Origin of the sequence: Pseudomonas sp. Marseille-P9899 (genome assembly GCF_903166565.1) — a bacterium.
Classification (GTDB): domain Bacteria; phylum Pseudomonadota; class Gammaproteobacteria; order Pseudomonadales; family Pseudomonadaceae; genus Aquipseudomonas; species Aquipseudomonas huaxiensis.
In genome coordinates this window covers 1,184,094-1,210,942 of sequence record NZ_CAESCG010000001.1, presented here as the reverse complement: position 1 = coordinate 1,210,942, position 26,849 = coordinate 1,184,094, and the positions used below count along the sequence as shown (strand labels likewise).

23 protein-coding genes and 1 pseudogene are annotated in these 26,849 nt (G+C 65.1%); 18 read left to right on the top strand and 6 right to left on the bottom strand.

All coding sequences use genetic code 11. From position 1 onward, the window contains the following. Positions 1-3: 3 nt before the first annotated feature. The 4 genes from HWV67_RS05430 (at position 4) to HWV67_RS05415 (ending at position 3,970) form a co-directional block, all read left to right on the top strand. The gene (locus HWV67_RS05430; protein ID WP_175650266.1) at positions 4-933 is read left to right on the top strand and encodes a helix-turn-helix domain-containing protein; all 930 of its coding nucleotides are present in this window, start codon (positions 4-6) and stop codon (positions 931-933) included. A gap of 175 nt (positions 934-1,108) precedes the next feature. After that, entirely contained in the window at positions 1,109-2,011 is a 903-nt protein-coding gene (locus tag HWV67_RS05425; RefSeq protein ID WP_175650265.1) for a DMT family transporter, read from the top strand. 22 nt (positions 2,012-2,033) lie between these two features. Then, positions 2,034-2,918 (top strand): arginase family protein, encoded by an 885-nt coding sequence (locus tag HWV67_RS05420; protein WP_175650264.1) that lies wholly within the window; start codon positions 2,034-2,036, stop codon positions 2,916-2,918. Between the two features lie 80 nt (positions 2,919-2,998). Next, on the top strand, positions 2,999-3,970 hold the full coding sequence (locus HWV67_RS05415) for a quinone oxidoreductase family protein (RefSeq protein WP_175650263.1): 972 nt from the start codon (positions 2,999-3,001) through the stop codon (positions 3,968-3,970). A gap of 46 nt (positions 3,971-4,016) precedes the next feature. On the opposite strand, the gene HWV67_RS05410 is transcribed toward HWV67_RS05415, so the two are convergent. The 5 genes from HWV67_RS05410 to HWV67_RS05390 all read right to left on the bottom strand — a co-directional run bounded on the left by HWV67_RS05410 (position 4,017) and on the right by HWV67_RS05390 (position 9,610). Beyond that, positions 4,017-4,349, bottom strand: a complete 333-nt coding sequence (locus tag HWV67_RS05410) for an EthD domain-containing protein (RefSeq protein WP_175650262.1) — start codon at positions 4,347-4,349, stop codon at positions 4,017-4,019. Positions 4,350-4,409: 60 nt separating this feature from the next. Beyond that, a complete protein-coding gene (locus HWV67_RS05405) occupies positions 4,410-5,276 on the bottom strand; it encodes a transporter (RefSeq protein ID WP_175650261.1) in 867 nt (288 codons plus the stop codon). Between the two features lie 97 nt (positions 5,277-5,373). After that, complete coding sequence (locus HWV67_RS05400) at positions 5,374-6,729, bottom strand: MFS transporter (protein ID WP_175650260.1); 1,356 nt, start codon at positions 6,727-6,729, stop codon at positions 5,374-5,376. Positions 6,730-6,896: 167 nt separating this feature from the next. Then, positions 6,897-8,549, bottom strand: a complete 1,653-nt coding sequence (locus HWV67_RS05395) for a GMC family oxidoreductase (RefSeq protein ID WP_175650259.1) — start codon at positions 8,547-8,549, stop codon at positions 6,897-6,899. 116 nt (positions 8,550-8,665) lie between these two features. Then, entirely contained in the window at positions 8,666-9,610 is a 945-nt protein-coding gene (locus HWV67_RS05390) for a helix-turn-helix domain-containing protein (RefSeq protein ID WP_175650258.1), read from the bottom strand. A gap of 190 nt (positions 9,611-9,800) precedes the next feature. On the opposite strand from HWV67_RS05390, the gene HWV67_RS05385 reads away from it, so the two are divergent. The 5 genes from HWV67_RS05385 to HWV67_RS05365 are packed head-to-tail and all read left to right on the top strand — an operon-like array spanning position 9,801 to position 14,559. After that, a complete protein-coding gene (locus HWV67_RS05385; protein ID WP_175650257.1) occupies positions 9,801-11,459 on the top strand; it encodes a GMC family oxidoreductase in 1,659 nt (552 codons plus the stop codon). A gap of 9 nt (positions 11,460-11,468) precedes the next feature. Further along, complete coding sequence (locus HWV67_RS05380) at positions 11,469-12,515, top strand: NADH:flavin oxidoreductase/NADH oxidase (protein WP_175650256.1); 1,047 nt, start codon at positions 11,469-11,471, stop codon at positions 12,513-12,515. Between the two features lie 16 nt (positions 12,516-12,531). Continuing rightward, entirely contained in the window at positions 12,532-12,963 is a 432-nt protein-coding gene (locus tag HWV67_RS05375) for a nuclear transport factor 2 family protein (RefSeq protein WP_175650255.1), read from the top strand. A gap of 32 nt (positions 12,964-12,995) precedes the next feature. Beyond that, on the top strand, positions 12,996-13,436 hold the full coding sequence (locus tag HWV67_RS05370; protein ID WP_175650254.1) for a nuclear transport factor 2 family protein: 441 nt from the start codon (positions 12,996-12,998) through the stop codon (positions 13,434-13,436). Positions 13,437-13,464: 28 nt separating this feature from the next. Beyond that, positions 13,465-14,559, top strand: coding sequence for an alkene reductase (locus tag HWV67_RS05365; protein WP_175650253.1), 1,095 nt, complete (start codon positions 13,465-13,467; stop codon positions 14,557-14,559). Between the two features lie 37 nt (positions 14,560-14,596). Here HWV67_RS05365 and HWV67_RS05360 read toward each other — a convergent pair whose 3' ends face one another. Beyond that, the gene (locus tag HWV67_RS05360; protein ID WP_110972352.1) at positions 14,597-15,199 is read right to left on the bottom strand and encodes a TetR/AcrR family transcriptional regulator; all 603 of its coding nucleotides are present in this window, start codon (positions 15,197-15,199) and stop codon (positions 14,597-14,599) included. Between the two features lie 127 nt (positions 15,200-15,326). Here HWV67_RS05360 and HWV67_RS05355 point away from each other — a divergent pair, with 127 nt between their 5' ends. The 9 genes and pseudogenes from HWV67_RS05355 to HWV67_RS05320 all read left to right on the top strand — a co-directional run bounded on the left by HWV67_RS05355 (position 15,327) and on the right by HWV67_RS05320 (position 26,641). Further along, complete coding sequence (locus HWV67_RS05355; RefSeq protein ID WP_175650252.1) at positions 15,327-16,559, top strand: serine hydrolase domain-containing protein; 1,233 nt, start codon at positions 15,327-15,329, stop codon at positions 16,557-16,559. Between the two features lie 21 nt (positions 16,560-16,580). Then, on the top strand, positions 16,581-17,708 hold the full coding sequence (locus tag HWV67_RS05350) for an extracellular solute-binding protein (RefSeq protein ID WP_175650251.1): 1,128 nt from the start codon (positions 16,581-16,583) through the stop codon (positions 17,706-17,708). A gap of 234 nt (positions 17,709-17,942) precedes the next feature. Next, positions 17,943-18,764 (top strand): TorF family putative porin, encoded by an 822-nt coding sequence (locus HWV67_RS05345; RefSeq protein ID WP_175650250.1) that lies wholly within the window; start codon positions 17,943-17,945, stop codon positions 18,762-18,764. 78 nt (positions 18,765-18,842) lie between these two features. Then, complete coding sequence (locus HWV67_RS05340; RefSeq protein WP_175650249.1) at positions 18,843-20,705, top strand: CocE/NonD family hydrolase; 1,863 nt, start codon at positions 18,843-18,845, stop codon at positions 20,703-20,705. Between the two features lie 60 nt (positions 20,706-20,765). Further along, positions 20,766-21,335 (top strand): DUF3237 domain-containing protein, encoded by a 570-nt coding sequence (locus HWV67_RS05335; protein ID WP_175650248.1) that lies wholly within the window; start codon positions 20,766-20,768, stop codon positions 21,333-21,335. Next, positions 21,335-22,192, top strand: a pseudogene (locus HWV67_RS32010) (cache domain-containing protein); the annotation flags it as partial. The gene HWV67_RS05335 and the pseudogene HWV67_RS32010, both read left to right, overlap by 1 nt. Positions 22,193-22,219: 27 nt before the next feature. Further along, entirely contained in the window at positions 22,220-23,056 is an 837-nt protein-coding gene (locus HWV67_RS32005; RefSeq protein WP_371929284.1) for a methyl-accepting chemotaxis protein, read from the top strand. Positions 23,057-23,185: 129 nt separating this feature from the next. Next, on the top strand, positions 23,186-24,928 hold the full coding sequence (locus tag HWV67_RS05325; protein ID WP_175650246.1) for an amidohydrolase: 1,743 nt from the start codon (positions 23,186-23,188) through the stop codon (positions 24,926-24,928). A 93-nt stretch (positions 24,929-25,021) separates the two neighbouring features. Further along, complete coding sequence (locus tag HWV67_RS05320) at positions 25,022-26,641, top strand: mechanosensitive ion channel family protein (protein ID WP_175650245.1); 1,620 nt, start codon at positions 25,022-25,024, stop codon at positions 26,639-26,641. Positions 26,642-26,849 lie beyond the last annotated feature (208 nt).

Sequence of the window (26,849 nt, the reverse complement as noted above, 5' to 3'; positions counted from 1 at the left end):
GCCATGAACATCCTCTTCCCCACCCGCGATATTGGAACGAAGGAGCGTTTCGACTATTGGCAGGACGTCGTCTGCTCCAACTTCGTCCCGACCGCCAACCGCCAGTTGAGCGATGACCGGTTCGACGGCTCACTGACCTCGGTCGCCAAGGGTGGCGTGGCGTTTTCGCGGATCCAGTCGCTGCCCGTCGAGTACGTGCGCACCCGCAGTGACGATGCGGTCGATGAATTTTTCGTGTCCCTGACGCTGTGCCCCGAAGCCTATGTGCGCCAGGGTGACCATGTCTCCCGGCAAGGCCCCGGCGATATCGTGCTGTTCGACAGCGCCCGGCCGTTCACGTGTTCGTTCCCCAAGGGCGATGACCAGATTGTCCTCGCCGTGCCGCGCGCGTTGGTGCAACGGCATATCCCGGAGGTGGAACGTTTTCTCAACCGCACGCTGGAAAGTCACTCGCCGCTGGGCAGCCTGGCGAACACCCTGTTGCGCGAGGCCTGGCAGGCCCAGAGCGTGTCAGACGCGATCAGCGAGCGGCTCAATGGCGCGTTCCTCGACGTGCTGTGCAGCGCCTTCGAAGCCGCGTTCGGTGCCAGGGCGCCGGCGACCGAGCAGCGGCGCGAGTTGCAGGTGGAGCGGGTCAAACGCTACCTGCTGGCGAACCTGGAACGCAGCGAATTGACGGTCGAGCACATCGCCGCAGCCACCCACCTTTCCACCCGCACCCTGAGCCGGATCTTCGCCAGCGAAGACTCCACCGTCATGCGCTGGCTCTGGCAGCAACGCCTCGCGGCCTGCCATGACGCGCTGCTGGCCGGGCGCTTCCAGCAGGTCAGCGTGGCCGCCCTGAGCTTTGGCTTCACCAACCTTTCCCACTTCAGCCGGGCCTTCAAGCAGGCCTACGGCATCTCCGCGCAGCAACTGCTCCGCCAGCCCTGACCCGACTGGCGCTTCCAGCACATCCCTTGGCCCCTGCGGCAAAGCACACCCCGCCCCGGCAGCGCAGCATGAACTGCGCGTGCCCAAGCCCGTACCTCCTATAAAAACCACGGCCCGGCCCGGCGCAGTCGCACTTTTTTCGTAGCTGCCATAACGCCAACAACCGAGGTCAACCATGAACCGAGGCTACGTCTACGTATTGCTTTGCTATTGCCTTATCGGCATCAGTTACCCCATCGCCAAGGACGCCATGACCCAGATCCCGATCTGGCTGTTTACCTGCATCACCTTCGCCATCGCGTTCCTGCTGCTCATGCCCTTCGTGCACTTCGGCGACCGCCTTGTCCTGCACCGCATCGGCCGACGGGCCTGGCTGGCCATCGTCCTCCAGGCGCTGCTTGGTGCGGTGCTCTACATGGTGTTTCTGCTGTATGGCTTCGCCTCGGCCAGCGCCATCGTCGCCTCGGTGTTCAGCAGCCTGGCCCCCGCCGCCGTGCTGTCCCTCGCCTCACTGCTGCTCAAGGAGCGGCTGAGCCTGAGAAAGGTGATGGCGATCTCTCTGGCGATCGCCGGGGTGCTGGTGCTGACCCTGCCCGGTGCCGAGGGCAGTGGCGAAACCTCGCTGGCGGGCGTGGCCTTCCTGCTGCTGTCGACGCTGTCTACCGCGAGCGCGGTGATCGCCGCGAAGAAGATCGATGTCGACTTGCCGCCCGCGACCCTGTCCGCCGGCGTCTGTCTGGCCGGCACCCTGCTGACCCTGCCGATGGCCGTCGAACAGGGCCTGACATTCGATTGGCGGCAACTGGGTCCGGCCGATGCCGGGGTGATGGTCTATTACGGCGCGCTGGTCTGGGCGGTGCCCTACCTGCTGTATTTCAAGGGCGTGCCGCGTATTCCCGCGAGCGCCACGGGGATGGCGATTGCGGTTATCCCGATTGCCGCCAGCTTCTTTTCAATCCTGTTCTACGGCGAGCAACTGCACCAGACCGACTGCCTCGCGCTGCTGCTGGTGACGCTGTCGATCATTGCCGCCGAAGCCCGCGAAACGCGCAAGGCCGCGCTGGCCAATACCGCCTGATCCTCCAACCGATGGTGACCTGATGACCCACACCCCTGACAAAACCCTGCGCCTGCTGTTCCCGCAATGGCAAGGCGGCAACAACCCGCCCTACTTCTTCGGCGCGCAACTGCTGGCGTGGCTCGCCCCTGAAGCCAGCGGCCCGGTGGAGCACGTGCCGGTGGCGGCGCCCGACGGGCAGCCGCTGCCACTTGAAGACGGCATCGTCGCGCGCACCGCGTTGCTCCAGCAACTGGAGCACGCCCGCCAGTTGATCGACCGGCACCAGCCCGAGCGCCTGGTGGTGCTGGGCGGCGATTGCCTGGTGGACCTGGCGCCGTTCGCCTACCTGAACGAGCGCTACGACGGTGAACTGGCGGTGCTGTGGGTCGATGCCCACCCCGATGTGATCACCCCGAAAGACTTCCAGCATGCCCACGCCATGGTGCTGGGCAACCTGCTGGGCGAAGGCGACCGCGATTTCGCAGACACGGTTCGCGTACCGCTGAAACCGGCCAATGTGATGTACGCCGGGCTGCGCGAGACGATGGCGGTGGAAACCGCAACCCTCGAACGCCTGGGCCTGCGCAGCGCCGGTCCCGCAGAACTGGCGGACACCAGCGCGCCGGTCCTGCAATGGCTGCGCGAGACCGGGGCCCGGCACCTGGCGATCCATCTTGACCTCGACGTGCTCGATCCCGGCCTGTTCCGCTCGTTGCTGTTCGCCCAGCCGGACATCCCCGCCGACACCTTCGACGGTATCGCCCAGGGGGCAATGCGCATGGAACAGGTGATCCGCCTGCTGGCCGATGTCGCCGAGGTGGTCGATGTGGTGGGTATCGGCGTCGCCGAGCACCTGCCGTGGGACGCCCTGGCGATGAAAAACATGCTGGCGCGCTTGCCGCTGCTGGGCAATTCGCGGCGCTGAAACGCAACGCCCCTCCCCTCAACGCGCGCTCGGGATTACCCGAGCGCGCGCTCCTGTTTGTCCCTGTCTGGATCTGAACCATGAAAGCACTTGTAGCAACCCGCTTCGGCTCGCCCGCGCACATGACCCTCGAAGAACGCCCCATGCCCGTTTGCAAGCCGGGCCACAGCCTGGTGAGGATTCATGCTGCCACGGTCAATCCACTTTCCAGCCTGGTGCGTTCGGGCAGGGTTGCGGCGGCCCGGGCACCCCGCGTGCTGAGCAATGACGGCTCGGGCGTGGTCGAGGACAGCGCGACCTTCGCCCGTGGCACCCGGGTCGCCATCTACGGCGGCGCCCAACTGGGGATCAGCGAGGATGGCCTGCAGCAGCAATGGGTGGTGGTCGAGGACAAGCGCCTGATCGAACTGCCGGAAAGCTTCGACCTCGACGAAGGCGCCGCCCTACCCATCAACTACGTCACCGCATACCAGGCGCTGACCCGTGTCGGCCAGGTGCAGGCGGGCCAGATCGTGCTGGTGTCGGGGGCGTCTGGCGCGCTGGGCCATGCGCTGATCCAGATCGCCCTGGCGCTGGAGGCGACACCGGTCGGCATAGTCTCGACGTCGCGCAAAGTGCCTTATGCGCAGCGTTCGGGGGCGACCACGGTGATCGATCTTTCCCGTCAGGACCTCAAGCAGGCAGTGCTTGATGCAACCGCCGGCAGCGGCGCCGACCTGGCCTTCGATCCGGTGGGCGGTGAGTTGCTCGGGCAGTTGATGGGTGCGTTGCGCACACGTGGCGCTGTGGTCTCGATCGGTTTCGTCGGCGGCACGACGGCTAGCGTCGACGTGGCGGACCTAGTGGTCGAGGAGAAACGCATTCTCGGCTACGACGCCTGGCTGGAGACGGACGAGGATGTGGCGTCGGCGTTCGCGGCGATTCGCGGGTTTATCGCTAAGGGGTTGTTGCGGCCGTCGATCGACAGTGGGTATGCCTTGGCCGAGTACGCCGCAGCCCATGAGCGGCTGGCGTCTCGCGAGGCGACCGGGAGCATTCTGCTGCGGCCTTGAGAGGTGTGATGCGGTGGAGGCGCTGGCCTTCACCGCCGTCCATGGTTCATTCGGCCTGGTACACCGTGTGCGCACTGACCGCCAGGGTGACCATGCTGGAAAAATCGATGAAGCGCTCGCTGTCGGCCGCCACTGTTTCAAGCCGGGTGGTGAAGGCGGCGTCTTCTTCGCTGCGGTAGGTGTAGATCGACAGCGCGTCGTATCCGCTGTCGCAGGGAATACCGCCCACGGTAGTCGCGGGCAGGGTCTTGTGCTGCACATAACTGATCAGCCCGCGGGCTTCACGGGTCATGACCTCGCGGTGGGCCTCGTAGAGGGCGTCGAAGTCCATCCGGCTCAGGCCAGGTTTGCGGCGGAAGATGAAGGCTACGGTGAACATGTCGTGGGGCTCCTCTCAGTTGAAAAAATGCCCCCGACTAGCGGGGGCACATCTGTCACATCAGAACGCGTGAACGAACCGCACCCTGGCTCCGCGGGTTTCAAAGGCGTTGTCGACCTTGATGTCCTGGATGTACTCCACCTGCACGTTGTCCTGGCGGGTCAGCTGCTTGGCGATGCCAAAGGCAAGGGTCTGGACCTTGGCCTTGTCGTCCTGGTTCTCGCCAGCCAATTGCGTTTCCCCACCGCTGGCCCAGGTGTACTTGGCCGACGCCCAGACGGTCGGGGTCAGGTTGTAGGCGTAGATCGCCTGAGCACTCCAGACCTTGTCCTTTTTCTGGCTCTGGCCCAGGTAGTCGTCGTTGCGGCCGAAAAAGTCCACGGCGGCGATCAAGTCGACGGTGGTGTTTTCACCGAAGCCCTTGGTCATGCCGAATTCGGCGGTGTAGCTCCAGCGGTTGCTGCCCAGGCTGGTACCCGGACGGTCGTCGTTGTAGTTGCCGGTAGGCACCGTCACATAAGGGGTAAAGGCAACCCAGGTCTTGTTCGCCGGATCATTCACGAACCAGAACGAACTGAGCAGGATCATGTCGCCCATGCTGCTGCGCCGGTCATCCACGGCGCCGGGAATATTCACGTTCAACTGGCCCATGGGCAGGATGATCTGCGGGTCGATGATCATTCCGCCCACTTCCATGAAGTGCACGTAGCGGGCAATCAGCAGGTCGGACGAGAAGTCCGCGCCAGTGTCCTTGCCATCGGCGACATAGGTATTGGCCTGCTTGTGGGCGTAGTAGCCCACGGCGAGGTCCACCCCCGCCGGCGCGGCGATGTAGTCGCGGGCCATGGCGTCGCCCGCCGCCTGGGCGTGCAGGGAAAGGGACAGCGACAGGGCGAAGCCGGAAATCTGGATGAGTGTTTTGTTCATTGGGTGCTTTCTTGTTTTTGTTGGAAAAGCCGTCCGCGCGGCTGGCACCGAAATGCCAACCTTGTGTGCGGGGTTGATGGGTGTGGCGCGGGTTGCGTCAGCTCTTGGCCTGGCCAGACGCGAAGCGCGGCGCCGCAGCGGCGTTGCGTTTGCGGCGGTGGTCGTAGAGCCAGGCGGCAGCGAAGAACACCACCACGATCAGCGGCAGGAACGAAGCGGTCTGGAAGATCGAGGCCGCGGCATCGACCATCACCTGGTCATGGGCCGGCGAGCCTTCCTTGAGCGCCTCGAAAGCTGAGCTGCCGCCAGCGCTGGCGATCTTCGCCTGGTCGAACAGCTTGCCGAAGGTCGGCATCAGCACATAGGTCGAGAGCATCCCGGCCGAGGCGGTGATGCCGATGGCCAGCGAACCGCCCTCGGGAAAACGCTCGGAGGTGCCCGCCAGCATGGTCGGCCACAGCACGCTGGTGCCCATGCCGAACAGCAGCGCGGCGAACAACCCGGACGCCGGGCTCGAGGCCTGACTCAGCAAGGCCAGGCCGACGAAGGCGAACAGGCTGCCGAAGAACAGGATGCCGCTGGAGCCGAGGTGCCGATTGAGGATGCCGGTAAACAGCCGCACGACGATCTGCACCGTGTAGATGAACGCCACCAGCCAGAAGCCCTGGATGCCGACGATCCGCGTCAGGGTCAGGTCGATCCAGCTACTGGGGACCAGTTCCGTGGAGGCGGTGAGGAACATGGCGCAGAGAAACAGGTAGAACGCGGGCCGGGTCAGGGTGTGACGGAACATGCCGGCAAACGAGACGCCCTGGGCGACCCGTTCGCTCGGCGGGTAGCTGACCCGGGAAATCAGCGCCAGGGCGACCATCGCCGGGATGAACACCAGGCACAGTTGCAGCTTCCAGCCCAGGGCGAGCTGCTCCACCAACACGCAGGCGGGCGCGGCGATCAACATGCCCAGGGCGAACGCCGCATGGAACAGGTTGAGCTTGAGCACCTTGCGGGTGGGATAGATCGACACCACCAGCGGATTCAGCGCCGCCTCGATCGAGCCCCAGGCCAGGCCCTGCAGCAGCGAACCGCCCCACAGCAGTTGATAGGCCCAGGCCGATTCCGGTGTCGCCGAAACCAGAGTCAGCGTGCCCAACAGGTACAGCAGGACACTCAACACATGGGTGCGGCGCAGGCCGATGGCGTCCACCAGCGGCGCCATCAGGAAGTTGGCGATGGCGAAGCCGAGAAACAGCACGCCCAGCACTTCGCCGATCATCGCGCCGGAAGTCAGCGCGTTGGTCGCATCGAAGAAGTCGTGCTTGATCGAACTGGCCGCATTCAACCGCAACAGCACTTCAAAGCCCATGCAGAACTGGGTGATGAAGGCGGCGATGAAGATCTTCGTGACCGGAATGCCGTCCAGATAGCGCGGAAGGCCCGCAGGATTGCTTTGCATAAGTGTGCTCCTTCACCGGCTCGTGTCCGGTGAATGCAGGATGTTGTTGTTTTTGTTTTGCTGGTTCGAAGCGGTTGGCAAGGCGTTGGAATAAGCGCGGTGGCGATCCTCGGGCGTGATGGGGTGCCCTGGCCTGCGTCCCAGGCCAGGGCGTTCGGCGTTGCGGGTCAGGCGTTGGCGTACTTGCGCGGGGTCTCATCGACGCGCTGTTGCGCCGAGATGAAGGCGGCAGCACGCTCGGCGATCATGATGGTCGGGGCGGTGGTGTTGCCGCGGATGATCACCGGCATCACCGAGGCATCGGCAATGCGCAGGCCGTCGATGCCGTGCACCTTGAGTTGCGGATCGACCACGGCATCGGGCCCGGTGCCCATGGCGCAGGTGCCCGCCGGGTGAAAGGCGTTCTGCGCATGGGCGCGGACGTAAGCCTCCAGCGCCACCGGGTCATCCCCGACGCTCGGGCCGGGCATCAACTCGCCGTCCATGTAGCGCGCCAGCGCCGGGGCCTTGAGGAATCGGCGGGCAACGCGCACGCCATTGACCAGGTTCTGCACGTCGCGCGGATCGCTGAGGAAGTTGGCGTTGATCAGCGGCGGATCCAGCGGGTCGCGGCTGCGCAGACGGACCTGGCCGCGCGAATGGCTGGTCAGGCAGCACGGCGCGACGGAGTAACCGTGGGCCGGCTCGACGTCGTCCAGTTTGCCCCAGGCGGTGGAGGCCATTGCCAGCGTGTGAATCTGGATTTCCGGGCGGCCATCGCCGTCCAGATCCATGAAGCCGCCGGTTTCCACCAGGCAGGAACTGAGAATGCCGCTGCGAAACAGACACCATTCCAGACCGTGGCGCAGTGCATTGAGGCCCTTGTCCTGGCCGAGCAGGCTGATCGGGGCCTTGAGCCGGCCGTCCACCGGCACCACCAGGTGATCCTGGAAATTCTCGCCCACGCCTGGCAGGTCCATCCGCAGCTCGATGCCGTGTTCACGCAGGTGCTGCGCCGGGCCAATGCCGGACAGCATGAGCAGCTTCGGGGTGATCAGGGTGCCGGCGCACAGGATGACTTCCTGGCGGGCACGGATCAGCTGTTCCTGGCCGTCACGGCTGATGACGATGCCAGTGGCCCGCTGCCCCTCGATCAGCACCCGGGCCACCCGGGTGTTGGTGCGCACGGTCAGGTTGGCACGGGATTTCGCCGCACGCAGGTAGGTCCGCGCAGAGCTGCCGCGCTCGCCCCTCTGGCTGGTGATCTGGTAGTAGCCGAAGCCGTCCTGACGCTCGCCGTTGAAGTCGTCGTTGTAGCCAAAGTGCTTGCCGTTGTCGTCCCGGGTTTCCTGGGCGGCCTTGACGAAGGCTTCGCTCAGCACATGCCGGTGGCGGTTGTCCGAGACCACCAGCGGCCCGTCATTGCCGTGCAACGGGCCACCAAAGCGCTGGTTGTTCTCGGCCTTGCGGAAGAACGGCAGCACTTCATCGAACGACCAGCCCTGGCAACCCGCGCTGGCCCAGCCGTCGTAGTCTTCGCGTTGGCCGCGAACGTAAAGCATGGCGTTTATCGAGTGCCCGCCGCCGAGGGTGCGGGCCTGCATGATCTGGATCGGGCGGTCGCCCACATGGGCTGAAGGTTCGGTGTGGTAGGTGCTGGTTCGCTTGCTGCCCATCATCCTGAAATAGCCGCCATTCATGCGAATGAACAGGTTGTCGTCATCAGGCCCTTCTTCGACCAGCAGCACATTGTTGCGGGGATCTTCACTGAGCCGTGCGGCGACGACGCAGCCACCTGCGCCTCCACCGACGACAATGAAGTCGTAAGCTTGGGTACTCATATCATCACCGTCTCGCTGTTGTACTTGTTGGTAGCGGGTGATGACATGCTAGGGCCGGGGACTGTCCCCGGCTTGGGTGGCCGTGCCAACGATTTGGTTGGTCGCGCCAGTGTCCGTCACTGTGGCCGGGCGGCGTCGCGCAGTAGCTGGTTGGGCGTTACACCATAGGCTTTCTTGAACGCCTTGCTGAAGTGGGAAAGGTCATTGAAGCCGCAGTTCAGCGCGGCCTCGCTGACCTGGCGGACCTTTCTCTCGCTCAGCGCCTTGTAGCTGGCTTCCAGGCGCTGCTGCCACAGCCAGCGGTTGGCGCTGGTGCCCTCGGCCGCGAACAACCGGTGCAGGGTTCGCAGCGACACGTTGTGCTGGCTGGCGACCTCGTCGAGGTTGAGATCTGGGTTGTCCAGGTGGCTGCGGATGTAGCGCTTGATCGGTTCCAGGGGATTCCTGCGCGGGGCACAGGCCACACTGCCCGCCGGGTTTTCGAAGGCGAAGCACATGATGTCGAGCATGCCGCTGGACAGCCGCGGCTCGTCGCGACCGCCCTGCTCCATGCCCCAGTTGAACGACTCGCGAATCATGGTGGCGAGCATCGCGCCAAACGGCGAGCTGGCCTTGAGCGACAGCGCCAGGGCCTGTTCACGGCCGTGCAGGCGGCTGATCACATCGGCCCGCGGCACCTTGACGGCGATGGTCCGCGAGCCCGACGGATAGGCGATGCTGGACGGTGCCCAGGCGCTGTACAAGGCGACGTCGCCGGGCATCAGCAGGGTCTGGCGGTCGTGCTGCTGCAGGGCGCCGGTGCCGGTGACCTGCAACACCAACTGGAAATGCTCATCGGAGCGGCCCTGAAGCTGGGCCGGGCCACGGTAGTACTCCATGGCCGGCGAGACCACGTCGATCAGGTCGAGGCTGCCCAGGTGGCAGCCTTTCATTTCGCCATGGAACGGAGTGTCGCCCTGCTGCCGGCAGTCGACGGTGAGAAAGGTTTCGCAGATGGCTTCGGTCCAGTAGGCAAGGCGTTTGCGCTGGTCTATGGAGCCTGTGTTGAAGGCATTGAACATGGCGTGCAGCCTCGCGATCAGTGATCTGTCATTATTTTGTTAACAAGTTAACTGTGCCGTATTTCGTTCGTCAACAGCCCCTCGTCCAGCGGATTGGCGTGCCCGATCCAACGACTGGCGCAGACAACCAAGCGCCTGCCATCCGCCCTTCGTAGCCTTCTTCCAGGACAAAAATAAGAAGGCGTTCAACATGCAAATTGCCAATGGCCGTTCCGGCCTCGACACCTTTGACTACATCGTGATCGGCGGCGGCGCTGCCGGCTGCGTGGTGGCCGCGCGGCTCAGCGAAGACCCCGCCAAGCGCGTGCTGCTGCTGGAAGCCGGGCCGCATGCGCGTCACCCGCTGATCAAGATGGCCGGGGGTTATTTCAAGATCCACGGTACCGCACGCACCTTCCTGTTCAAGAGCGAGCCGACACCCGGCGCGAACGGGCGGCAGATGCCGTTGTTGCAGGGCCGCACCCTGGGCGGCGGCACGGCGATCAACGCCATGTGCTACAGCCGCGGCCAGCCACAGGACTACGACGGCTGGGCCGCCGCCGGCTGCACGGGCTGGAGTTATCAGGACGTGCTGCCGTTTTTCAAACGGGCGGAAGGCAACAGCCGCCTGGCCGGCCACTACCACGGCACCGACGGGCCGTTGCGGGTGTCCGACGGTGTTCACCGCCACGCCCTCAGCGATGCCTTTATCGTCGCCGCGCAACAGGCCTCCGGCGCGCCCGGCCTGCCGGCAGCGTTCAACCATGACTTCAACGGCGACAAGCAAGCGGGCGTCGGCTTCTACCAGACCATGAGCTACCGCGGCGAACGCAGCAGCAGCTACATCGCCTATATCGAAAGCGCGGAAAAACGCCCCAACCTGAGCGTCTGGACCGACACCGCCGTGCACAGGATTCTCTTCGACGGCACCCGTGCGGTGGGCGTGCAGGTGCGCCGTGAAGGTCAGGTCCGCGAGGTGATGGCCACGGAGGAGATCATCCTCTCGGCCGGTGCCTTCATGTCGCCCAAGCTGCTCATGCTGTCCGGCATCGGCCCGGCGCAGCACCTGCGTGAACACGGCATCGAGCCGCGGGTCGACCTGCCGGGCGTGGGCGAGAACTACCAGGACCATGTGCTGGTGCCCGTGGATGCCGATCTGAAGGAGCCCATCAGCCTGATGGGCCAGGACCGTGGTTGGCGAGCGGTCGCCAATGGTCTGCAATGGATGCTGTTTCGCAGCGGCGTGCTGACCTCGAATATCGTCGAGTGCGGCGCATTCTTCGACACCGATGGCGACGGCCGCTCGGAAATCCAGCTCAATGCCCTGGCGGCTTCGTCCTGCGGCTGGGGCGACCCGATCCCGCAAGTGCACCGTTTCTCCCTGGCGCCGCTGTGCAACACCTGCCATTCCCGTGGCCAGGTGCGACTGCGCAGCGCCGACCCGGAGGCCATGCCGCTGGTGCACGGCAACTACCTCGGCGCCCGGGAAGAAGTCGACAACCTGATCAAGGGCATTCGCCTCGCACGCCGGGTCATGGCCGCGCCGGCCCTGGCGAATCTGCTCAAGGGCGAATCCCTGCCCGGCCCGGACGTCGACGACAGCGATGCCGAGCTTGAGGCCTACGTCCGCGCCAGGGCCGGAACCGCCCTGCACCCCGTCGGCACCTGCGCCATGGGCACCGGCCCCGACGCGGTGGTGGATGTCCAGTTGCGCGTGCATGGCGTACAGGGACTGCGCGTGGCCGATGCCTCGGTCATGCCCACCATCATCCGCGGCAACACCGCCGCGCCCACCATCATGATCGCCGAGCGCGCGGCGGACTTCATTCGCCGCGAGGCCGCCACCGAGCCACGCCAGGCGACAGCCTAAAGGACCACCATGAGCAAGATCTTCCAGCCGCTGACCCTGCGCGGCGTCACCCTGAAAAACCGCATCGTCATGGCGCCGATGCTGATGTACGCCGGCCAGGACGACGGCCAGGTCAACGACCTGCACCTGGCCCACTACGCCGCCCGCGCCCTGGGCGGTGTCGGCCTGATCACCTCTGAAGTGGTGGCGGTGCAGCCGCAGGGCCGCATCAGCCACACCGACCTGGGCCTGTGGCACGACCAGCAGATCGAAGGCCTTGCCCGTCTGGCGCAACTGATCCACACCTGCGGCGCCAAATGCACCCTGCAACTGGCCCACGCCGGTCGCAAGTCGATGGTCGAAGGCGACATCTTCGCCCCCTCGGCCATCCCCCACAGCGCTCAACAGCGCACACCGGTGGCACTGGACCTGACGCAGATCGAGGGCATCATCCAGGCCTTCGCCGACGCGGCGCAGCGGGCCATCGACACCGGATTCGACTGCCTGGAGATCCATGCGGCGCATGGTTACCTGATCCACGAATTTCTCTCGCCACTGAGCAACACCCGCGAAGACCGCTACGGCGGCTGCGAGGAAAACCGCAACCGGCTGCTGCTGGAAATCGTCGCAGCGGTGCGGCAGGTCTGGCCACAGGACCGGCCGTTGATCGTTCGCCTGTCCGCCGAAGACAAGGCCGGGGCCGGCAGCAACCACATCGAGGTCACCGCCCGCCTCGCCGCGAGCCTCAAGGCGTTGGGCGTGGATTTGCTGGGTATCTCGGCGGGCGGCCTGGCGCCGACTTTCGATGGCGCCATCGTGCCGGGCTACCAGGTGCCGTATGCGGCGCAGATTCGCAACGAGGTGGGGATCCCGGTGGGCTGCAACGGCTCCATCACCTCCAGCGAACTGGTGGAATCCATTCTGTTTTCAGAGTCTGCCGACCTGGTCTACATCGGCCGCGAGTTGCTGCGCAATCCGTTCTGGCTGCTCGGCGTTGCGCGCAACGCCGGTGTCGAGCCTGCCCTGGCGATCCCCACCTACGCCCGCGCCACCGGTCCTTATGAACGTGGCCACTGAAACGGAGAACGTCCCCATGAACCCGGAACAACAACAGGCCGCCCGGCAGGAAATCCTGCAACGCCTCTATCAATACTGCTGGGCTTACGACACCAACGACATGACGCTGCTGGCCAGCGTCTTCACCGAGCTGGCCAGCAGCGGCGGCATCGTCGCCGACAGCGAGCTGGGCTGGGGCCCGTGGCACGGCAAGGCGGCGATCGTCGCGGCGCTCAGTGACATCCGCGAGTCCCAGCCGGACCGTCGCCGCCATGTGGTGGACACCTGCGTGTTCGACGCGCTTTCCACCACTCGTGCCAGCGCGCGGCTCTACGTGTCGATCTTCTCCTACGCCAACGGCAAGCCACCGCACCTGGTGACCACCGGCGAATACCGCCTGCGCGCCGTCAACGGCAGCGATGGCTGGCGCCTCGACGGCCTCGATGAAGTGCTGGACAGCGCTTTCTGAACACTCCCGATCCGCTCAAGAGAGTCCATGACATGACAACCACCCACGAATCCTTCGACTGGAGCCAGGCCCAGGCCGCCCTGGATGCGCTGCACCGCTACGGCTGGGGCTACGACGCCGGAGATATGCAACTGCTGGGTTCGGCCTTCGCCGAAGACGCGACCACCGGCGGTGTGGTCAGCAACTCAAGCAGCGGCTGGGGCCCCTGGACCGGCCGCGCGCAGATCGTCGCCGGGCTCGACACCATCTGGCACCAGCAGGTCGATCGGCGCCGCCATGTGATCACCACGCCGATGTTCCTCAGCCTTTCCAGCGAGCGCGCGGTGTTGAAGGCGCTGCTGTCCTGCTACTCCATCCTGCCGGGCGAACAACCGGTGCTGGCCACCACCGGCGAGTACCTCGTCCACCTTTCGCGCCACGACACGCTCTGGCAGATCGACCGCCTGGATGCCGTCCTCGACGGCGAGTTCTGAGCGGCACCACGTTCAACAAGGAATCGACATGACAACACTACTTGAGCCCTTTCGCCTGGGTGACCTCGAACTTCCCAACCGCCTGGTCATGGCGCCATTGACCCGGGCGCGGGCCACCGCAGACGGCGTGCCGACCGCGCTGATGGCCGAGTACTACGCCCAACGCGCGTCCGCCGGGCTGCTGGTGTCCGAAGCCACCAACGTCAGCCCGATGTCGTGCCCGTTCGAACGGGCGCCGGGGCTGTTCAGCGAGGCCCAGGTCAAGGGCTGGCAAGCAGTCACCAGCCGGGTACACGACGCCGGCGGACGGATTTACGCCCAGCTCTGGCATGGCGGGCGGATCGGCGCGATGGGCACGCTGAACTGGGCCGAGCCGCTGTCGCCCTCCGGGTTCAACGATGACGTCGATCACCTGCATGTCTGGGCGCTGTTGCAGAACGAAAACTACGTGCGGATCAGCGCCACGCCTTCACGGGCGATGACCCTGGAGCAAGTGCGGGCGACCATCGCCGAATACCGCGACGCTGCGCGCAACGCCCTTGCGGCCGGTTTCGATGGCGTGGAAATCCATGCGGCCAACGGCTACCTGCCGCACCAGTTCCTGTCGGCGCGGGTCAACCAGCGGACCGATGAATTCGGTGGTTCCATCGCCAACCGTGCGCGGTTTCTGCAGGAAATCGTCGAGGCGGTCGCCGAGGTGGTGCCTGCCGGCCGCATCGGCGTGCGGCTCTCCCCGTTCACGACGTACAACAACGCCCACGACGACTTCGCCGCCGACACCTACGCCTACGTCGGCCGGCTGTTGCAGGATCGGGGTGTGGGCTATTTGCATATCGCCGACGTCAACGGCTGGTATGGGGCGCCGGACCTGGAAAAGATCCTGGCGATCCTCGAAGGCAATTTCGATGGCCCGCTGATCGCCAACGGCGGCCTGGATATTCCGCAGGCCGCGGCGCTGGTCAGCCACCAACGGGTGCCACTGGTGGGCTTCGGCCGCTATTTCCTGGCAAACCCGGACCTGGTGGACCGCATCAGGACCAATGCCCCGCTCAATGAACTGGCCGAGCGCGGGCTGTATGCCGGCGGCGAACAGGGCTACACGGACTATCCGCGCCACACCTGAGCCAACCACATCGGGGCGCCTAAACGCCCCGATGTCCCTATGGCGCCAACCCCTCCACCAGCGTCTGGGTCAGCTTGCGGATCCGCCGGTCATGGGCCTCCAGGTCCGGCACGTCGTCCTGCACCAGGCGCATGAACAGCGTCGAGCTGTAGTCGTTGAGGAATTCGGCGACGAAATCGACATCGAACGACGCCTTCAACAATCCCCGCTCCTGTAGCTCGCGCAGCAACCCGGCGACTTCGTCGATCAGGCGTTTGTTGAGGTGGGTCGCGGCGTCCGGGCGCGGGGTCAGCAGGCCCAACGGCAGCAGCTCGCGCCAGATGGCGGCGGGCAAAGCCTGCAACTCGCGGCGGATGATCTGCGATTCGAGATGGCACATGGCGTCGACCGCATTGTCGAACGCCGGCATCTGCACCCGGGCATCGCTGAGCGCGCGCTGGTCGGCGTGCTCCATCAGGGCCAGCAGGATGTCCTGCTTGCTGCCGAAATAATTGAACACCGTCGGCGTCGACACCCCCGCCTGGACCGCGATCTGCTCCACGGTGGTCGCGGTGAAGCCGTGGGTCTCGAACAGCTCCAGCGCCGCCGCAACGATAGCCTCCCGCCGCAGTTCCTTTTGTCTCTGTCGTAATCCGCTCACGCTCTTCTCCGGGTGGCCTGGGCAAGGTGCCGATTCTAATAAATTTTCAACTTCGATCAAATATTTTATTTGACTATAAAATTATATGGAGATAAAAATTTCCCACCGCCACCCCACGGAGCTGTCCATGAACACCGATTTCGTCGAGGCAATGCGCAGTGCCTACCGCACCAGCGCTCCTTCCGTAACGCCGTTGATGGAGGGGTTCCCGCCGCCCGCCGAACAACGGGTGACATGGCACAACTTCATGACCCCGCCGCACAACCGCTGGGCGTTTCACAACCTGGGTCGGATCCGCCCGAGCATCAGCGTGCCGCGTGGCCAGACAGCCGCCGAGCCGCTGCCCAGCGCCGGTTATTCGATCGCCGATTTCAGCTTTGTCAGTGCCTCGGGCGATGACGTCAGCCTCGCCGATCACCTCGCGGCGACCCACACCGACGGCTGGCTGGTCATGAAAGACGGCCAGGTCGCCCAGGAGCTGTACGCCAACGGCCACGGCGAGAGCAAACGCCACATCATGTTCTCGGTGACCAAGTCGTTGATCGGCATGAAAGCCGAGGAGCTGGTGCAGAATGGCCAACTGGACGACCAACGCCTGGCCGCCAGCTACGTCGCGGAGTTCACCGGCAGCGCCTTCGGTGACGCCAGCGTGCGCCAGTTGATGGACATGGCGGTGTCCATCGATTACGACGAGGTCTACGACGACCCCGACTCCGGCAGCTCGCACTTCGGCTACGCCTGCGGGCTCACCCCGCCACCGCCCGGCATCCGCGCCTGCCAGTCGCTCTACGAATACCTGCCGGGGATGCGCAAGCGCGCCGAGCACGGCGGTTTCTTCCATTACGTGACCGCGACCACTGAAGCCCTCGGCTGGGTGATGGAACGCGCCACCGGCCGCAGTTGCGCCGAGCTGCTGGGCGATATCTGGCAAGGCCTGGGCTGCGAGCGGGACGGGTTTTTCCTTGCCGACCCGTGGGGCCGCAATATCACCGGCTGCGGTTTCAACGCGACCCTGCGCGACATGGCCCGCTACGGCAGCCTGCTGCTCGATCGCGGACATTGCCAGGGCCGCCAACTGATCAGCGCCGACGCCATCGGCGCGGTGCTGGGCGGCGGTGATCCTGCCATTTACGCCGCCAACGAGAGCTTCGCCCAGTGGAGCCCGGGGGCCAGCTACAAGAGCCAGTGGTACGTCTATCCCGGTGAAGCGCTGCTGGCCGTGGGCATCCACGGCCAGTACCTGTACCTGGATTTCGAACGCCGCGTGGTGATCGTCAAGCAGTCGTCCCTGCCGGTGGCCGAAAGCATCCTCGATATCGACACCGTCCGCCTGCTCCGTGCGCTTGCCCGCGCGCTCTGACCCGACCGACAGGAGAGCCCCATGAAGCATTTGCTGAAAACCATGACCACGGCCCTGCTGCTGGGCGGCGCCAGCCTGTTCGTGCAGGCCCAGGAGCAGGCCGAAACCGCGACCCAACACCTGGGCGGCGAACTGCGCATCTACAACTGGATCGAGTACCTGCCCAAGGACGTGCTGCAGGATTTCCAGAAACACACCGGCATCAAGGTCACCTACGACGTCTTCGACAGCCCGCAAACACTGGAAGCGCGTTTGCTGACCGGAACGGCAGGCTATGACCTCGCGTTCCCCGGCAGCAGCCAGGTGCCCAACCTGATTGCCGCCGGCGCCGTGCTGCCGCTGGACCGCAAGCAGTTACCGAACTGGCACCAGCTCGACCCCGCCACCCTGCAACAGCGCGAGCACCTGGACCCCGGCAACCGCTATTCAGTGCCGTACCTGCTAGGCAGCACGCTGATCGGCTACAACAAGGCCAAGGTCGAGGCGGTCCTCGGCAAAGACGTCGACATGCGCGACTACGACCTGCTGTTCAAGCCGGAGAACATCGCCCGCCTGAGCCAGTGCGGCGTGGCCATTCTCGACAGCCCCAACGAGGTGGTGCCGATCGCCCTGCACTACCTCGGCCTGGACCCGAACAGCACGCGCCAGGCCGATTACGACCAGGTCGAGGCGCTGCTCAAGTCGATCCGCCCCTACGTGCGCTACTTCAACTCGTCGAAATACCCCCAGGACCTGGCCAACGGCGATATCTGCGTGGCCCTCGGCTGGTCCGGCGGGATACTCGCGGCGCGCAACATGGCCCTCGGCGCCAACAACGGCAACGACATCCGCATGGCCTTGCCGCGCCAGGGCACGCTGATGTGGTCCGACGATATGGTGATCCCCAAGGGCGCGAAAAACCTCGCCCAGGCCCACGCCTTCATCGACTGGCTGCTGCAGCCGGACGTGATCGCCCGGGTCACCAACCAGATCGGCTACCCCAACCCGACACCGGCGAGCAAAGCGCTGATCGACCCGCAACTGCTCGGCGAACGCAACCTGTTCGTCCCGGACGAAGACCGCCACCTGCTGTTCCAGGCCGAGCCGCCGCAGCGGCAAGTGCTGCGCCTGCTGACACGGCTGTGGAACCGGATTCGGTCCGATGTCTGACGCGCCATCCACCCACCCGAAAAAGGAGCACCGCACCCGCCGACACTGATCCCGCGACCCGCTTCACCCGCCAATAACAACCCTTGCCCGGTGCCTGAGTGGCTCGTCTTCGAATCGAGCCAGCGACCTCGTCATGCCCGGAAAAAACGCGGGGGCCGTCAGGCCAGCCAATAACAAGACCGAAAACGCGACGCCTTTATCTGCCAGATCAATCACAACAATGGAGCAGAACGCATGAACAAATTGATGACCGGAGGGCTGGCCAGCGCCTTGCTCAGCCTCTCCTTCTGTGCCCAGGCCATCGACCTGACCCCGGAAACCCTGCTCGACATCAACGTCGGGCTGGCCAGCGACTACCGCGTCGGCGGCTTTTCCCTGAACCAGGACGACGGCCCCGTCCTGCTCACCTCCGCCACCCTGGTGCACAAGATCAGCGGCCTCTACGCCGGCGTCTTCACCGCCAACGTCGACATGGGCACCCAGAGCAACCGCGAGTGGGATTACTACGTCGGCATCGCTCGGCCGATCACCGAAAACACCCGCTTCTCGCTGTCCTATGTCCGCTACGAATACCCTGGCGATAGCTGGATCAACTTCGGCGAATGGATCGGCACCCTCGGTTACCGCAACGCCACGGTGGGCTTCAAGTACGCCAACGATCTGCGCAACCCGCCGGCCCGCGCTGCGGCCGCGGCCCAGGTCGACCAGTTGATCGGCTGGGGCGTGTTGCCCGCCAACGCCGCCATCACCGTGCGCGATGAGCACCGCCTGATCAGTTGGGCCGAATACGACTTCTACCTGCCGTGGCAGACCAAGCTCAACGTGCGCTTCGGCCACACCTCGACCCCGGACGACCAGGCCTGGCGCTCGGCCAGCGGCAAGTACCGCAGCGACTACAACGACTGGCAACTGGCGGTCAGCAAGCGCGCCTACGGCCTGGAATGGAAGGCCGCCTACATCGACACCGACCTCTCCGAGGCCGAGTGCACCAACAACTTCGGCAAGGGCGGCGACTGCTCCGCCACCGTGGTGTTCTCGGCCAGCAAGCGCTTCTGAGCCCGGCCTGAATGATGCGGGCCGCACGCCAGCGCCCCGCTCCCCTATGCAACGACTGATCCGAGGATAGTTATGCCCATGCCCTCCCTCACCCGCGCGCTGAGCCTCAGCGCCCTGAGCCTGGCTCTGCTGATTGCCGGCTGCGCCGGTGCCCCGCCCGGCGGCGAAGGCCTGCCGCCGTCCGACCGCAGCTTCGAAGCCTTCTGGGGCAAGCGCGTCACCGGCTACATCACCGCCGCCGACGGCACCCAACTGCGCTACTCGGTCTTGCTGCCCAAGGGCGAAGGCAAGTTCCCGGTGCTGGTTCGCTACAGCGGCTACGACTCCGGCAGCATCGGTGGCTCGGCCTACCTGCAAGACAACGAAACCTTCTCCGTGGCCATGGACAAGGACCTGGTGGAGCGCGGCTACGCCGTGATGGGCGTGCAAGCCCGCGGTACCGGCTGCTCCCATGGCACGTTCGATTTTCTCGGTCCGGAATACGGCACCGATGGCCGCAGCGCGGTCGAGTTCGCCGCGCAGCAGAACTGGTCCAACGGCAATGTCGGCATGTTCGGCTGGTCGTGGGCCGGCATGTCGCAGTTGATGACCGCCTCCGAACGCCCGCAGGGCCTCAAGGCCATCGCGCCGGGTATGATCCTCGGCGATGCCTACACCGACAGCTGGTTCCTCGGCGGCGTGCCGAACCAGGAGTTCACCACCACCTGGCACTGGTTCGTCGACCAGCGCTGGGAGGCGGTGAAGGCCAGCGCAAAAAGCGAAGGCGACGAGCGCTGCATCGCCCAGGTGACGGAAAACCAGGCCAAGGTGGTCGACACCTCATTGATGTACCAGATGCTCCGTCACCCGCAGCACGATGAATGGATGAAGCAACGCGCCCCGCGCGACCGCGCGAATCTCGTGCAAGTGCCGGTGCTGTCGATGCAGGCCTGGCAGGACGAGGCCGTGCTGGCCCGCGAAGGTTTCTACCAGGAACGCCTCGATCCGAAACAGCTGTGGATGGTGCAAACCAGCGGCGGCCACAACCTCTACGAGTCCGAGCGCTTCCGCAAAAAGCTGTACGCCTTCCTCGACCACTTCGTCAAAGGCGAGCAGAACCAGTTCGAAAGCACCCCGCACCTGGAAATCTGGCAGGAAACCGTGGCCGACGACCGCAGCGGCCGCCATCAGGCCAACGAAAGCGCGCGCCCCGGCTGGACCATCGAACGCAACCAGTATCCGCTGCCGGTCAAACCCGTGAGCTTCGCCCTCAGCGAGGGCGGCGAACTGGTCCAGGGCGGCAAGGGCAGCGGCAAACCGGACGCTTATATCTATCCGATCCCGGGCCCGGACGTGAACACCTACCTCAAGGACCATGCCTGGGGCTGGCAGCACCCGCTGTGGCGTGACGGCAGCCTGGCCTACACCAGCGCGCCGTTCGAACGCGACTTCCTCAGCTACGGCAGCGGCAGCGCGGATATCTGGCTGTCGACGTTCCTGGCCCCGGACACCGATGTGCAGGTGACCATCACCGAGGTGCGCCCGGACGACAAGGAAGTGTTCGTCCAGCGCGGCTGGTTGCGCATGTCCAACCGCAAGCTGGACGACAGCAAGTCCAGCGAACTGCGGCCACAACAGCTCAACGAGCCGGACGGCATCCAGCCGATGCTGCCGAACGTGCCGGCGCTGGGCCGGGTGGAAATTCCGCCGTTCTCCCACCCGTTCCGCGAAGGCTCGCGCCTGCGCATCTGGATTGACGCACCGTCGCGCACCGGTGGTTATGGCTTCGCCTACTACGCGCTGTCCAGCCGCAACACGGTGTTCCATGACGCGGCGCACCCTTCGCGACTGGTGCTCGGCGAGCTGACCGGGGTGAACGTGCCGCCGGACCTGCCCGAGTGCAACTCACTGCTCAAACAGCCTTGCCGTCACGACCCGCTGTCGTCCTGGCCGCCGTTCTGACGCCCGCGCCACCCGCGCCGGACGCGGGTGGCCCAGCCCTTATTGCCACGAGTTGAACCCATGAAAACACTCAACACGCTGCGCCTGCTGTGCCTGTTTCTCGCCGCCATTTGCCTGGTTCCCGCCCAGGCACTGGAACTCAAGGAGAAAATCCCCAAGCGCCTGGACAACGAACTGGTCATGCAGATCAGCGTCCAGCTCGGCCCGCGCGAAGACATGGGCAAAGGCCCGGACGGCACGCGCATCAACTACCCGATCATCGGCGGCAGCTTCACCGGCAAGGGCTTCAAAGGCAACGTCGTCGCGGGCGGTGCCGACATGTCGGTGACCCGCGACGACGGCGTCACCTTGATCAACGCGCTGTACCGCCTGAAGACCGATGACGGCCAGCTCATCATCATCGACAACCCCGGCATCTGGCGCCTAAACGAGTCCGGGCTGGCCAAGAAAGCCAAGGGTCTGGAACTGCGCGACATGCAGGAAAGCGATTTCTACTGCCGCACCACGCCGCGCTTCAAGACCCAGCCGGGGGCCAATGCCTGGCTCAACGACTACGTGTTCGTCGGCACCATCGACGGCATCAGCGAGCACGAGGTGCTGATCAGCGTCTATAAGGTTGGCGGCGTCTGATGCTGCCAGGGCGCAAGCACTCCGCTCCCTGGCTTGCGCCCGTTTTTTTTCCGTTGGGCAGCCGTACCGCGAGGCACACCATGCTGAGCCTGAGAAACATCGCAATCGAAAGACGCCTGTGGCTGATCCTGCTGGTGGCCATGCTGACCATCGTCGTGCTCATGACCCTGGTCCTGCTGCAGATCCGCTCTGGTTTGTACGGGGCCAAGCTCTACCAGATCCAGACCGCCGTGGAGAACACCGCCGGCATCCTCCAGCGCTTCCACAGCCTGCAACAGCAAGGGCTGCTGAGCGAGGAAGACGCGCAACAGCAGGCCCGGGAAATGATCCGCGGGCTGCGCTATGACGGCACCGAGTACTTCTTTATCCAGAGCCTCGGCCAGCGGATGCTCCTGCACCCGCTGAGCCCGGCCCTCGAAGGCCAGGATGTCAGTGGACTGAAAGACGCCAACGGCCTGGCGATCAACGGCGAAATGCTGAAGATCGCCCAGGGCGCCGGCAAGGGCATCGTCGAATACAGTTGGCCGAAACCCGGCGGCGCCGGCGCGGCAGACAAGATCTCCTATGTCGAGCTGTTCAAGCCGTGGGGCTGGATTCTCGGCAGCGGCGTGTACATCGACGATATCCAGGGCCGCTTCCACTATGAAGTGCTGCGTATCTGCACCCTCGGCCTGGCCTTGTCGGCGCTGCTGGTGCTGGTGACCGCGCTGATCTCCCGTGGCATCGCCCGGCCGTTGAAAAACACCGTGCAGGCCATGGCCGAAATCGCCCGGGGTAATGGCGACCTGACACGCCAACTGGCCACCGATGGCCGCGACGAACTGTCCGGGCTGGCGCGGGATTTCAACAGCTTTACCGCAACCCTGCGCGGCATCATCGGCGACATGCGCGTGGCCGCGACCGCGACCGACGAAGCGGCGCAAACCATCCACGACAACGCGACGTCGGCCCGGCAACAGAGCGCGCTGCAGGCGCAACAGGTGACGTTGATCGCCACTGCGCTGAATGAAGTGACCTACAGCATCCAGGATGTTGCCAACCACGCGCAGACTTCGGCGAAAGAAGCGTCTGCAGCCGAGTCCCAGGCGCTGGACGGGCTGAAGAATGTCGAACTGACCCTGCGTGAAATCGACGGGCTCTCGACGCTGATCAACAGCGGTGTCGAGACCATCAACGCGGTGGCGCAACAGAGCGAGCGGATCAGCTCGGTACTGGCCATCGTCCGGGCGATTGCCGAGCAGACCAACCTGCTCGCCCTCAATGCCGCCATCGAGGCGGCACGGGCTGGCGAACAGGGTCGCGGCTTCGCCGTGGTCGCCGATGAAGTGCGCCTCTTGGCGCAGCGCACCCAGGACGCCACCACGGAAATCCAGGGCATGATCGGTGAACTGAGCGTCAGCAGCGGCAACGCCGTGGCGATGATCAGCCAGACCCGCACCTTGTCCGGGCACACCGTCACCCAGGCCAGCCTGGCCGGCGAGCGCTTGCGCGCCATCGTCGAGTCATTGCGGGCCATTGCCCTGCAGGGCAGCAGCGTGGCCGAGGCGACATTGCAACAGTCGCTGGCCGTCGAAGACATCAACCGCAACCTGTCCAGCGCTGCCGAACAGGCCAAGCAAGCGGCCGAGTTCGCCCAGCGCACCCGCGACCTGAGCGATCACCTGCATGCGGGTTCCAGTGATCTGAAACTCACTTTGAACCGCTTCAGGATTGAGTACTGAGCGACCTTAAAACCGATTGTGCCCCTTCGCGAGCAAGCTCGCTCCTACACAGCCTGTGTGGGGGTGTAGGAGCGAGCTTGCTCGCGAAGGGCTGCGCCCCCCTATTCCAGACCGACACCGAGCCCCCCAATGAAACGATTTTCCGCCACCCTCTGCGCCCTGCTGCTGGCGCAGTTCACCGGCCATGCCCAGGCCGCGCCCAACCTAATCCTGGTCAACGGCCGGATCTTCACCGCCGACCACCACCTGCCCCAGGTCCAGGCCATGGCGGTCGAGGGCGACAAGGTCATCGCCACCGGCAGCAACCAGCAGATACGCGCCTTGGCCGATGCCAACACCCAGGTGCTCGACCTTGCCGGCAAACGGGTCATGCCCGGCCTGATCGACACCCACTCCCACGCCATTTTCGGCGGCCTCTCGCTGTCGGCGGCGAACCTGCAGGATGAGGTCATCGCCCTCCCCGAACTGGAACAGCGTCTGCGCCAATGGCGCGACAACGGCCAGGCCCGCCTGGGCGCGGACACCCTGCAGGTGCAAGGCATGAACTCGGGCTACTGGGCCCAGGCCGAAGCGCTGGGGCGAGTCTTCAACCAGGGCGAATGGGCCGCGACCCCGATCATCCTGATGGGCAGCGACCACCACACCGCCTGGGTCAACGCCCGGATGCTCGCCGTCGCCGGCATCGACAAGGCGTTGCTGACCAGCCTCGACGCAGCCGAGCGCGACACCATCGGCGTGCTGGCGAACGGTGAGCCCAGCGGTTTTCTGGTGGACGCCGGCTGGGACCGGGTTTCGGCCGTGCTGCCGCCACTCGACGACGCCACGCTGCTCAAGGGCGCCGAAGCCGCAGTCCGCTACAACAACAGCCTCGGCATCACCGGCTGGATGGACCCGGCGGCCAACGCCTCGCCCGGCCAGGCGGTGTTCGCCATCAAGCCCACGGAAACCACCGTCGGCGTGCTGCCGGGCTACAAGGCGCTGGGCCTCAATGGCCAGTTGAGCGCCCACGTCGCCGCCTTGCTGGTGGCCAATCCGAAAAGCCGTCCTGCCGACCTGGACGTGCTGGAAAAGGTTCGCCAGCAGTTCGAAGGCGTGCCCAACCTCAGCCTGCCGGGCATCAAGATCTTCGCTGACGGCGTGCTGGAATTTCCCGCGCAGAGCGCAGCGGTCATCTCGCCGTACAGCAACAGCCACAAACAGGGCGAACTGCTGTTCGATCCCGAGCACTTCGGCGAACTGGTCAGTGCCGCAGACAAACGCGGCTGGCTGGTGCATATCCACGCCGTTGGCGACCGTGCGGTGCGCGAATCGCTCAACGCCTTCGAACAGGCCCGCGCCGCCGGCGACAGCGGGATACCGCACTCGATCACCCACCTGCAACTGGTCAACCCGAAAGAGTTCACCCGCTTCAAACCGCTCAACGTGATTGCCTCGATGCAACTGCTCTGGGCCATTGGCGACGACTATGCCATCGACATGGTCAAACCTTACGTCAGCGCCTTCGCCTTCCGCTTCCAGTACCCGGCCCGCTCGCTGCTCAAGGCCGGCGCCACCATCGCAGGCGCCAGCGACTGGCCGGTATCGCCCGCCAACCCGTGGATGGCCATCGCCCAGGCGACCACCCGGCGCGGCAGCAAAGGCGTGCTCAACCCCGACCAAACCATCTCGCGCGAGGTGATGTTCTACGCCTACACCCTGAACGCCGCGAAAACCATCCGCCTGGAAGACCGGATCGGCTCGCTGGTCAAAGGCAAGCAGGCGGATTTCGTGGTGCTGGACCGGGATGTGTTCACCGTCGGCGAACAGGCACTGGCCGAGACGCAGGTGGTGCAGACCTGGTTTGCTGGGAAGGAGGTGTATCGGCAGCCGTAATTCGCAATTGCGCAAAGCCAGGTGCTGAGAAGGAGACAAGCCGAACGACCGACACTAGTCTGGTGCTATTCACCAGCGCAGGAGTCGAGAACGATGTTTAAAGGGATTGGGCTGGCGATCATGGCGCTGCTCTGGACACTGACGATGCCGGCAGGCGCGGCCGAGGAGAAATCGCTGGCGCAGACGGAACCGGCAGCACTGAAGATCGCCAACCGCACCATCATCACCTTCCAGGCCGATCTGCTCGGCGAGACCCCGGAAATACGCGCCCAGCGCGCCGAAAGCGTGATTCGCCAGGTCATGGAAAGCCAGGAAGACCCGCGCGTCCATCTCGACAACATCAAGGACCAGTATCTGGTGCTGATGGGCCAGCGCCGGGCCTTTATCGTCACCCCCGACGACCTTGTCGATAGCGACGGCTCGGTGGCGGACCTGGCCGACGGCGCCGCCGCGAGGCTGCGCCAGGTGCTCGCGGAAAACCACGAAGCGCGCAACCTGCAATTCATGCTCAAGGCCGGCGGCTACGCGAGCGCCGCGACCCTGTTGTTCCTTGGCCTGCTGCGCCTGTTTGGCTGGGGCCGTGCGCGGCTGCTGGGCTGGCTGCCCATCAGCGTGCGTAAACACACCGGCGTGTTACGCATCGGCCAGACCCAGTTGCTCGACACCAGCAACCTGCTGATGGCCTCGCGCCGCCTGGTCGATCTGGTGTACTGGCTGCTGGCGCTGCTGGTCGGGTACGAGTGGCTGAGCTTCGTGCTGCAACGCTTCCCCTACACCCGGCCTTGGGGCGAAAGCCTCAACCAGTACCTGCTGAACCTGGCGGGGTATCTGCTGGAGGCTATCGCCAGCGCCATTCCCGGGCTGGTGATCGCGCTGCTGATTTTCTTCATCGCCCGCGGCATCAGCGCCTTCAGCAAACGCCTGCTGGCGCGCCTGGCACGGCCCGGCAACATCAACTGGCTCAACGACGAACCCCTGCCGCCGACCACCCGCCTCACCTCGCTGGCGATCTGGCTGTTCGCCCTAGCCATGGCCTATCCCTATCTGCCCGGCTCCGGCACCGAGGCGTTCAAGGGCCTGTCGGTACTGATCGGTCTGATGATTTCCCTCGGCGCCACCAGCGTGGTCGGCCAGGCCGCAGCCGGGCTGATCCTGACCTACACCCGCACCCTGCGCCCCGGCGAATTCGTGCGCATCGGCGAGCATGAGGGCACGGTCACCGAGCTGGGCATGTTCACCACCAGCATCCGCACCGGGCTCGGTGAAGTACTGACCATCCCCAACTCGATGATCACCGGCGCGGTGACCAAGAACTACTCGCGGGTGGTCCAGGGCGCAGGTTATGTGGTCGACGCCACCGTCACCATCGGCTATGACACGCCCTGGCGGCAGGTCGAGGCGATCCTGCTGGAAGCGGCGCGGCGCACGCCCGGTGTGCTGGATAGTCCGCGTCCGCAGGTGTTCCAGATCTCCCTCTCGGATTTCTACCCGGAATACCGTCTGGTGGCCCAGGCCGTGCCCAGTGAGCCGCGACCGCGGGCGGAGTTGCTGAGCGTGCTGCACGCCAATATCCAGGATGTGTTCAACGAGTACGGCGTGCAGATGATGTCGCCTCACTACATGAGCGATCCGAACCACGAAAAACGGGTGCCAAAAGAGAACTGGTACGCGGCGCCGGCCCACGAACCCGAGCCGCCGCAACAGCAGCGATAGGGTTTTCTGTCGCTTCGCTGAACGAGCCGCGAACTGCCTTGACGCCCGGCACAACCGGGCCTTGACTGAGTTCATCGGAGGGCGTACTTTCCGCTCCGTTTTCTTCCCACACAGGAGTCCTGCCTTGGACAGTAGCCCCAGTCGATTGCGACAGGTCTGAACAGCGAGCACGTCCGGCAGCACTCCCCTGCCACTGTCTCGCTGATTA

Excerpts from the sequence above, each read along its gene's own strand:
- HWV67_RS05430 (WP_175650266.1), top strand. The coding sequence starts at position 4 with ATGAACATCCTCTTCCCCACCCGCGATATTGGAACGAAGGAGCGTTTC.
- HWV67_RS05425 (WP_175650265.1), top strand. The coding sequence starts at position 1,109 with ATGAACCGAGGCTACGTCTACGTATTGCTTTGCTATTGCCTTATCGGC.
- HWV67_RS05420 (WP_175650264.1), top strand. The coding sequence starts at position 2,034 with ATGACCCACACCCCTGACAAAACCCTGCGCCTGCTGTTCCCGCAATGG.
- HWV67_RS05415 (WP_175650263.1), top strand. The coding sequence starts at position 2,999 with ATGAAAGCACTTGTAGCAACCCGCTTCGGCTCGCCCGCGCACATGACC.
- HWV67_RS05410 (WP_175650262.1), bottom strand. The coding sequence starts at position 4,349 with ATGTTCACCGTAGCCTTCATCTTCCGCCGCAAACCTGGCCTGAGCCGG.
- HWV67_RS05405 (WP_175650261.1), bottom strand. The coding sequence starts at position 5,276 with ATGAACAAAACACTCATCCAGATTTCCGGCTTCGCCCTGTCGCTGTCC.
- HWV67_RS05400 (WP_175650260.1), bottom strand. The coding sequence starts at position 6,729 with ATGCAAAGCAATCCTGCGGGCCTTCCGCGCTATCTGGACGGCATTCCG.
- HWV67_RS05395 (WP_175650259.1), bottom strand. The coding sequence starts at position 8,549 with ATGAGTACCCAAGCTTACGACTTCATTGTCGTCGGTGGAGGCGCAGGT.
- HWV67_RS05390 (WP_175650258.1), bottom strand. The coding sequence starts at position 9,610 with ATGTTCAATGCCTTCAACACAGGCTCCATAGACCAGCGCAAACGCCTT.
- HWV67_RS05385 (WP_175650257.1), top strand. The coding sequence starts at position 9,801 with ATGCAAATTGCCAATGGCCGTTCCGGCCTCGACACCTTTGACTACATC.
- HWV67_RS05380 (WP_175650256.1), top strand. The coding sequence starts at position 11,469 with ATGAGCAAGATCTTCCAGCCGCTGACCCTGCGCGGCGTCACCCTGAAA.
- HWV67_RS05375 (WP_175650255.1), top strand. The coding sequence starts at position 12,532 with ATGAACCCGGAACAACAACAGGCCGCCCGGCAGGAAATCCTGCAACGC.
- HWV67_RS05370 (WP_175650254.1), top strand. The coding sequence starts at position 12,996 with ATGACAACCACCCACGAATCCTTCGACTGGAGCCAGGCCCAGGCCGCC.
- HWV67_RS05365 (WP_175650253.1), top strand. The coding sequence starts at position 13,465 with ATGACAACACTACTTGAGCCCTTTCGCCTGGGTGACCTCGAACTTCCC.
- HWV67_RS05355 (WP_175650252.1), top strand. The coding sequence starts at position 15,327 with ATGAACACCGATTTCGTCGAGGCAATGCGCAGTGCCTACCGCACCAGC.
- HWV67_RS05350 (WP_175650251.1), top strand. The coding sequence starts at position 16,581 with ATGAAGCATTTGCTGAAAACCATGACCACGGCCCTGCTGCTGGGCGGC.
- HWV67_RS05345 (WP_175650250.1), top strand. The coding sequence starts at position 17,943 with ATGAACAAATTGATGACCGGAGGGCTGGCCAGCGCCTTGCTCAGCCTC.
- HWV67_RS05340 (WP_175650249.1), top strand. The coding sequence starts at position 18,843 with ATGCCCTCCCTCACCCGCGCGCTGAGCCTCAGCGCCCTGAGCCTGGCT.
- HWV67_RS05335 (WP_175650248.1), top strand. The coding sequence starts at position 20,766 with ATGAAAACACTCAACACGCTGCGCCTGCTGTGCCTGTTTCTCGCCGCC.
- HWV67_RS32005 (WP_371929284.1), top strand. The coding sequence starts at position 22,220 with ATGCGCGTGGCCGCGACCGCGACCGACGAAGCGGCGCAAACCATCCAC.
- HWV67_RS05325 (WP_175650246.1), top strand. The coding sequence starts at position 23,186 with ATGAAACGATTTTCCGCCACCCTCTGCGCCCTGCTGCTGGCGCAGTTC.
- HWV67_RS05320 (WP_175650245.1), top strand. The coding sequence starts at position 25,022 with ATGTTTAAAGGGATTGGGCTGGCGATCATGGCGCTGCTCTGGACACTG.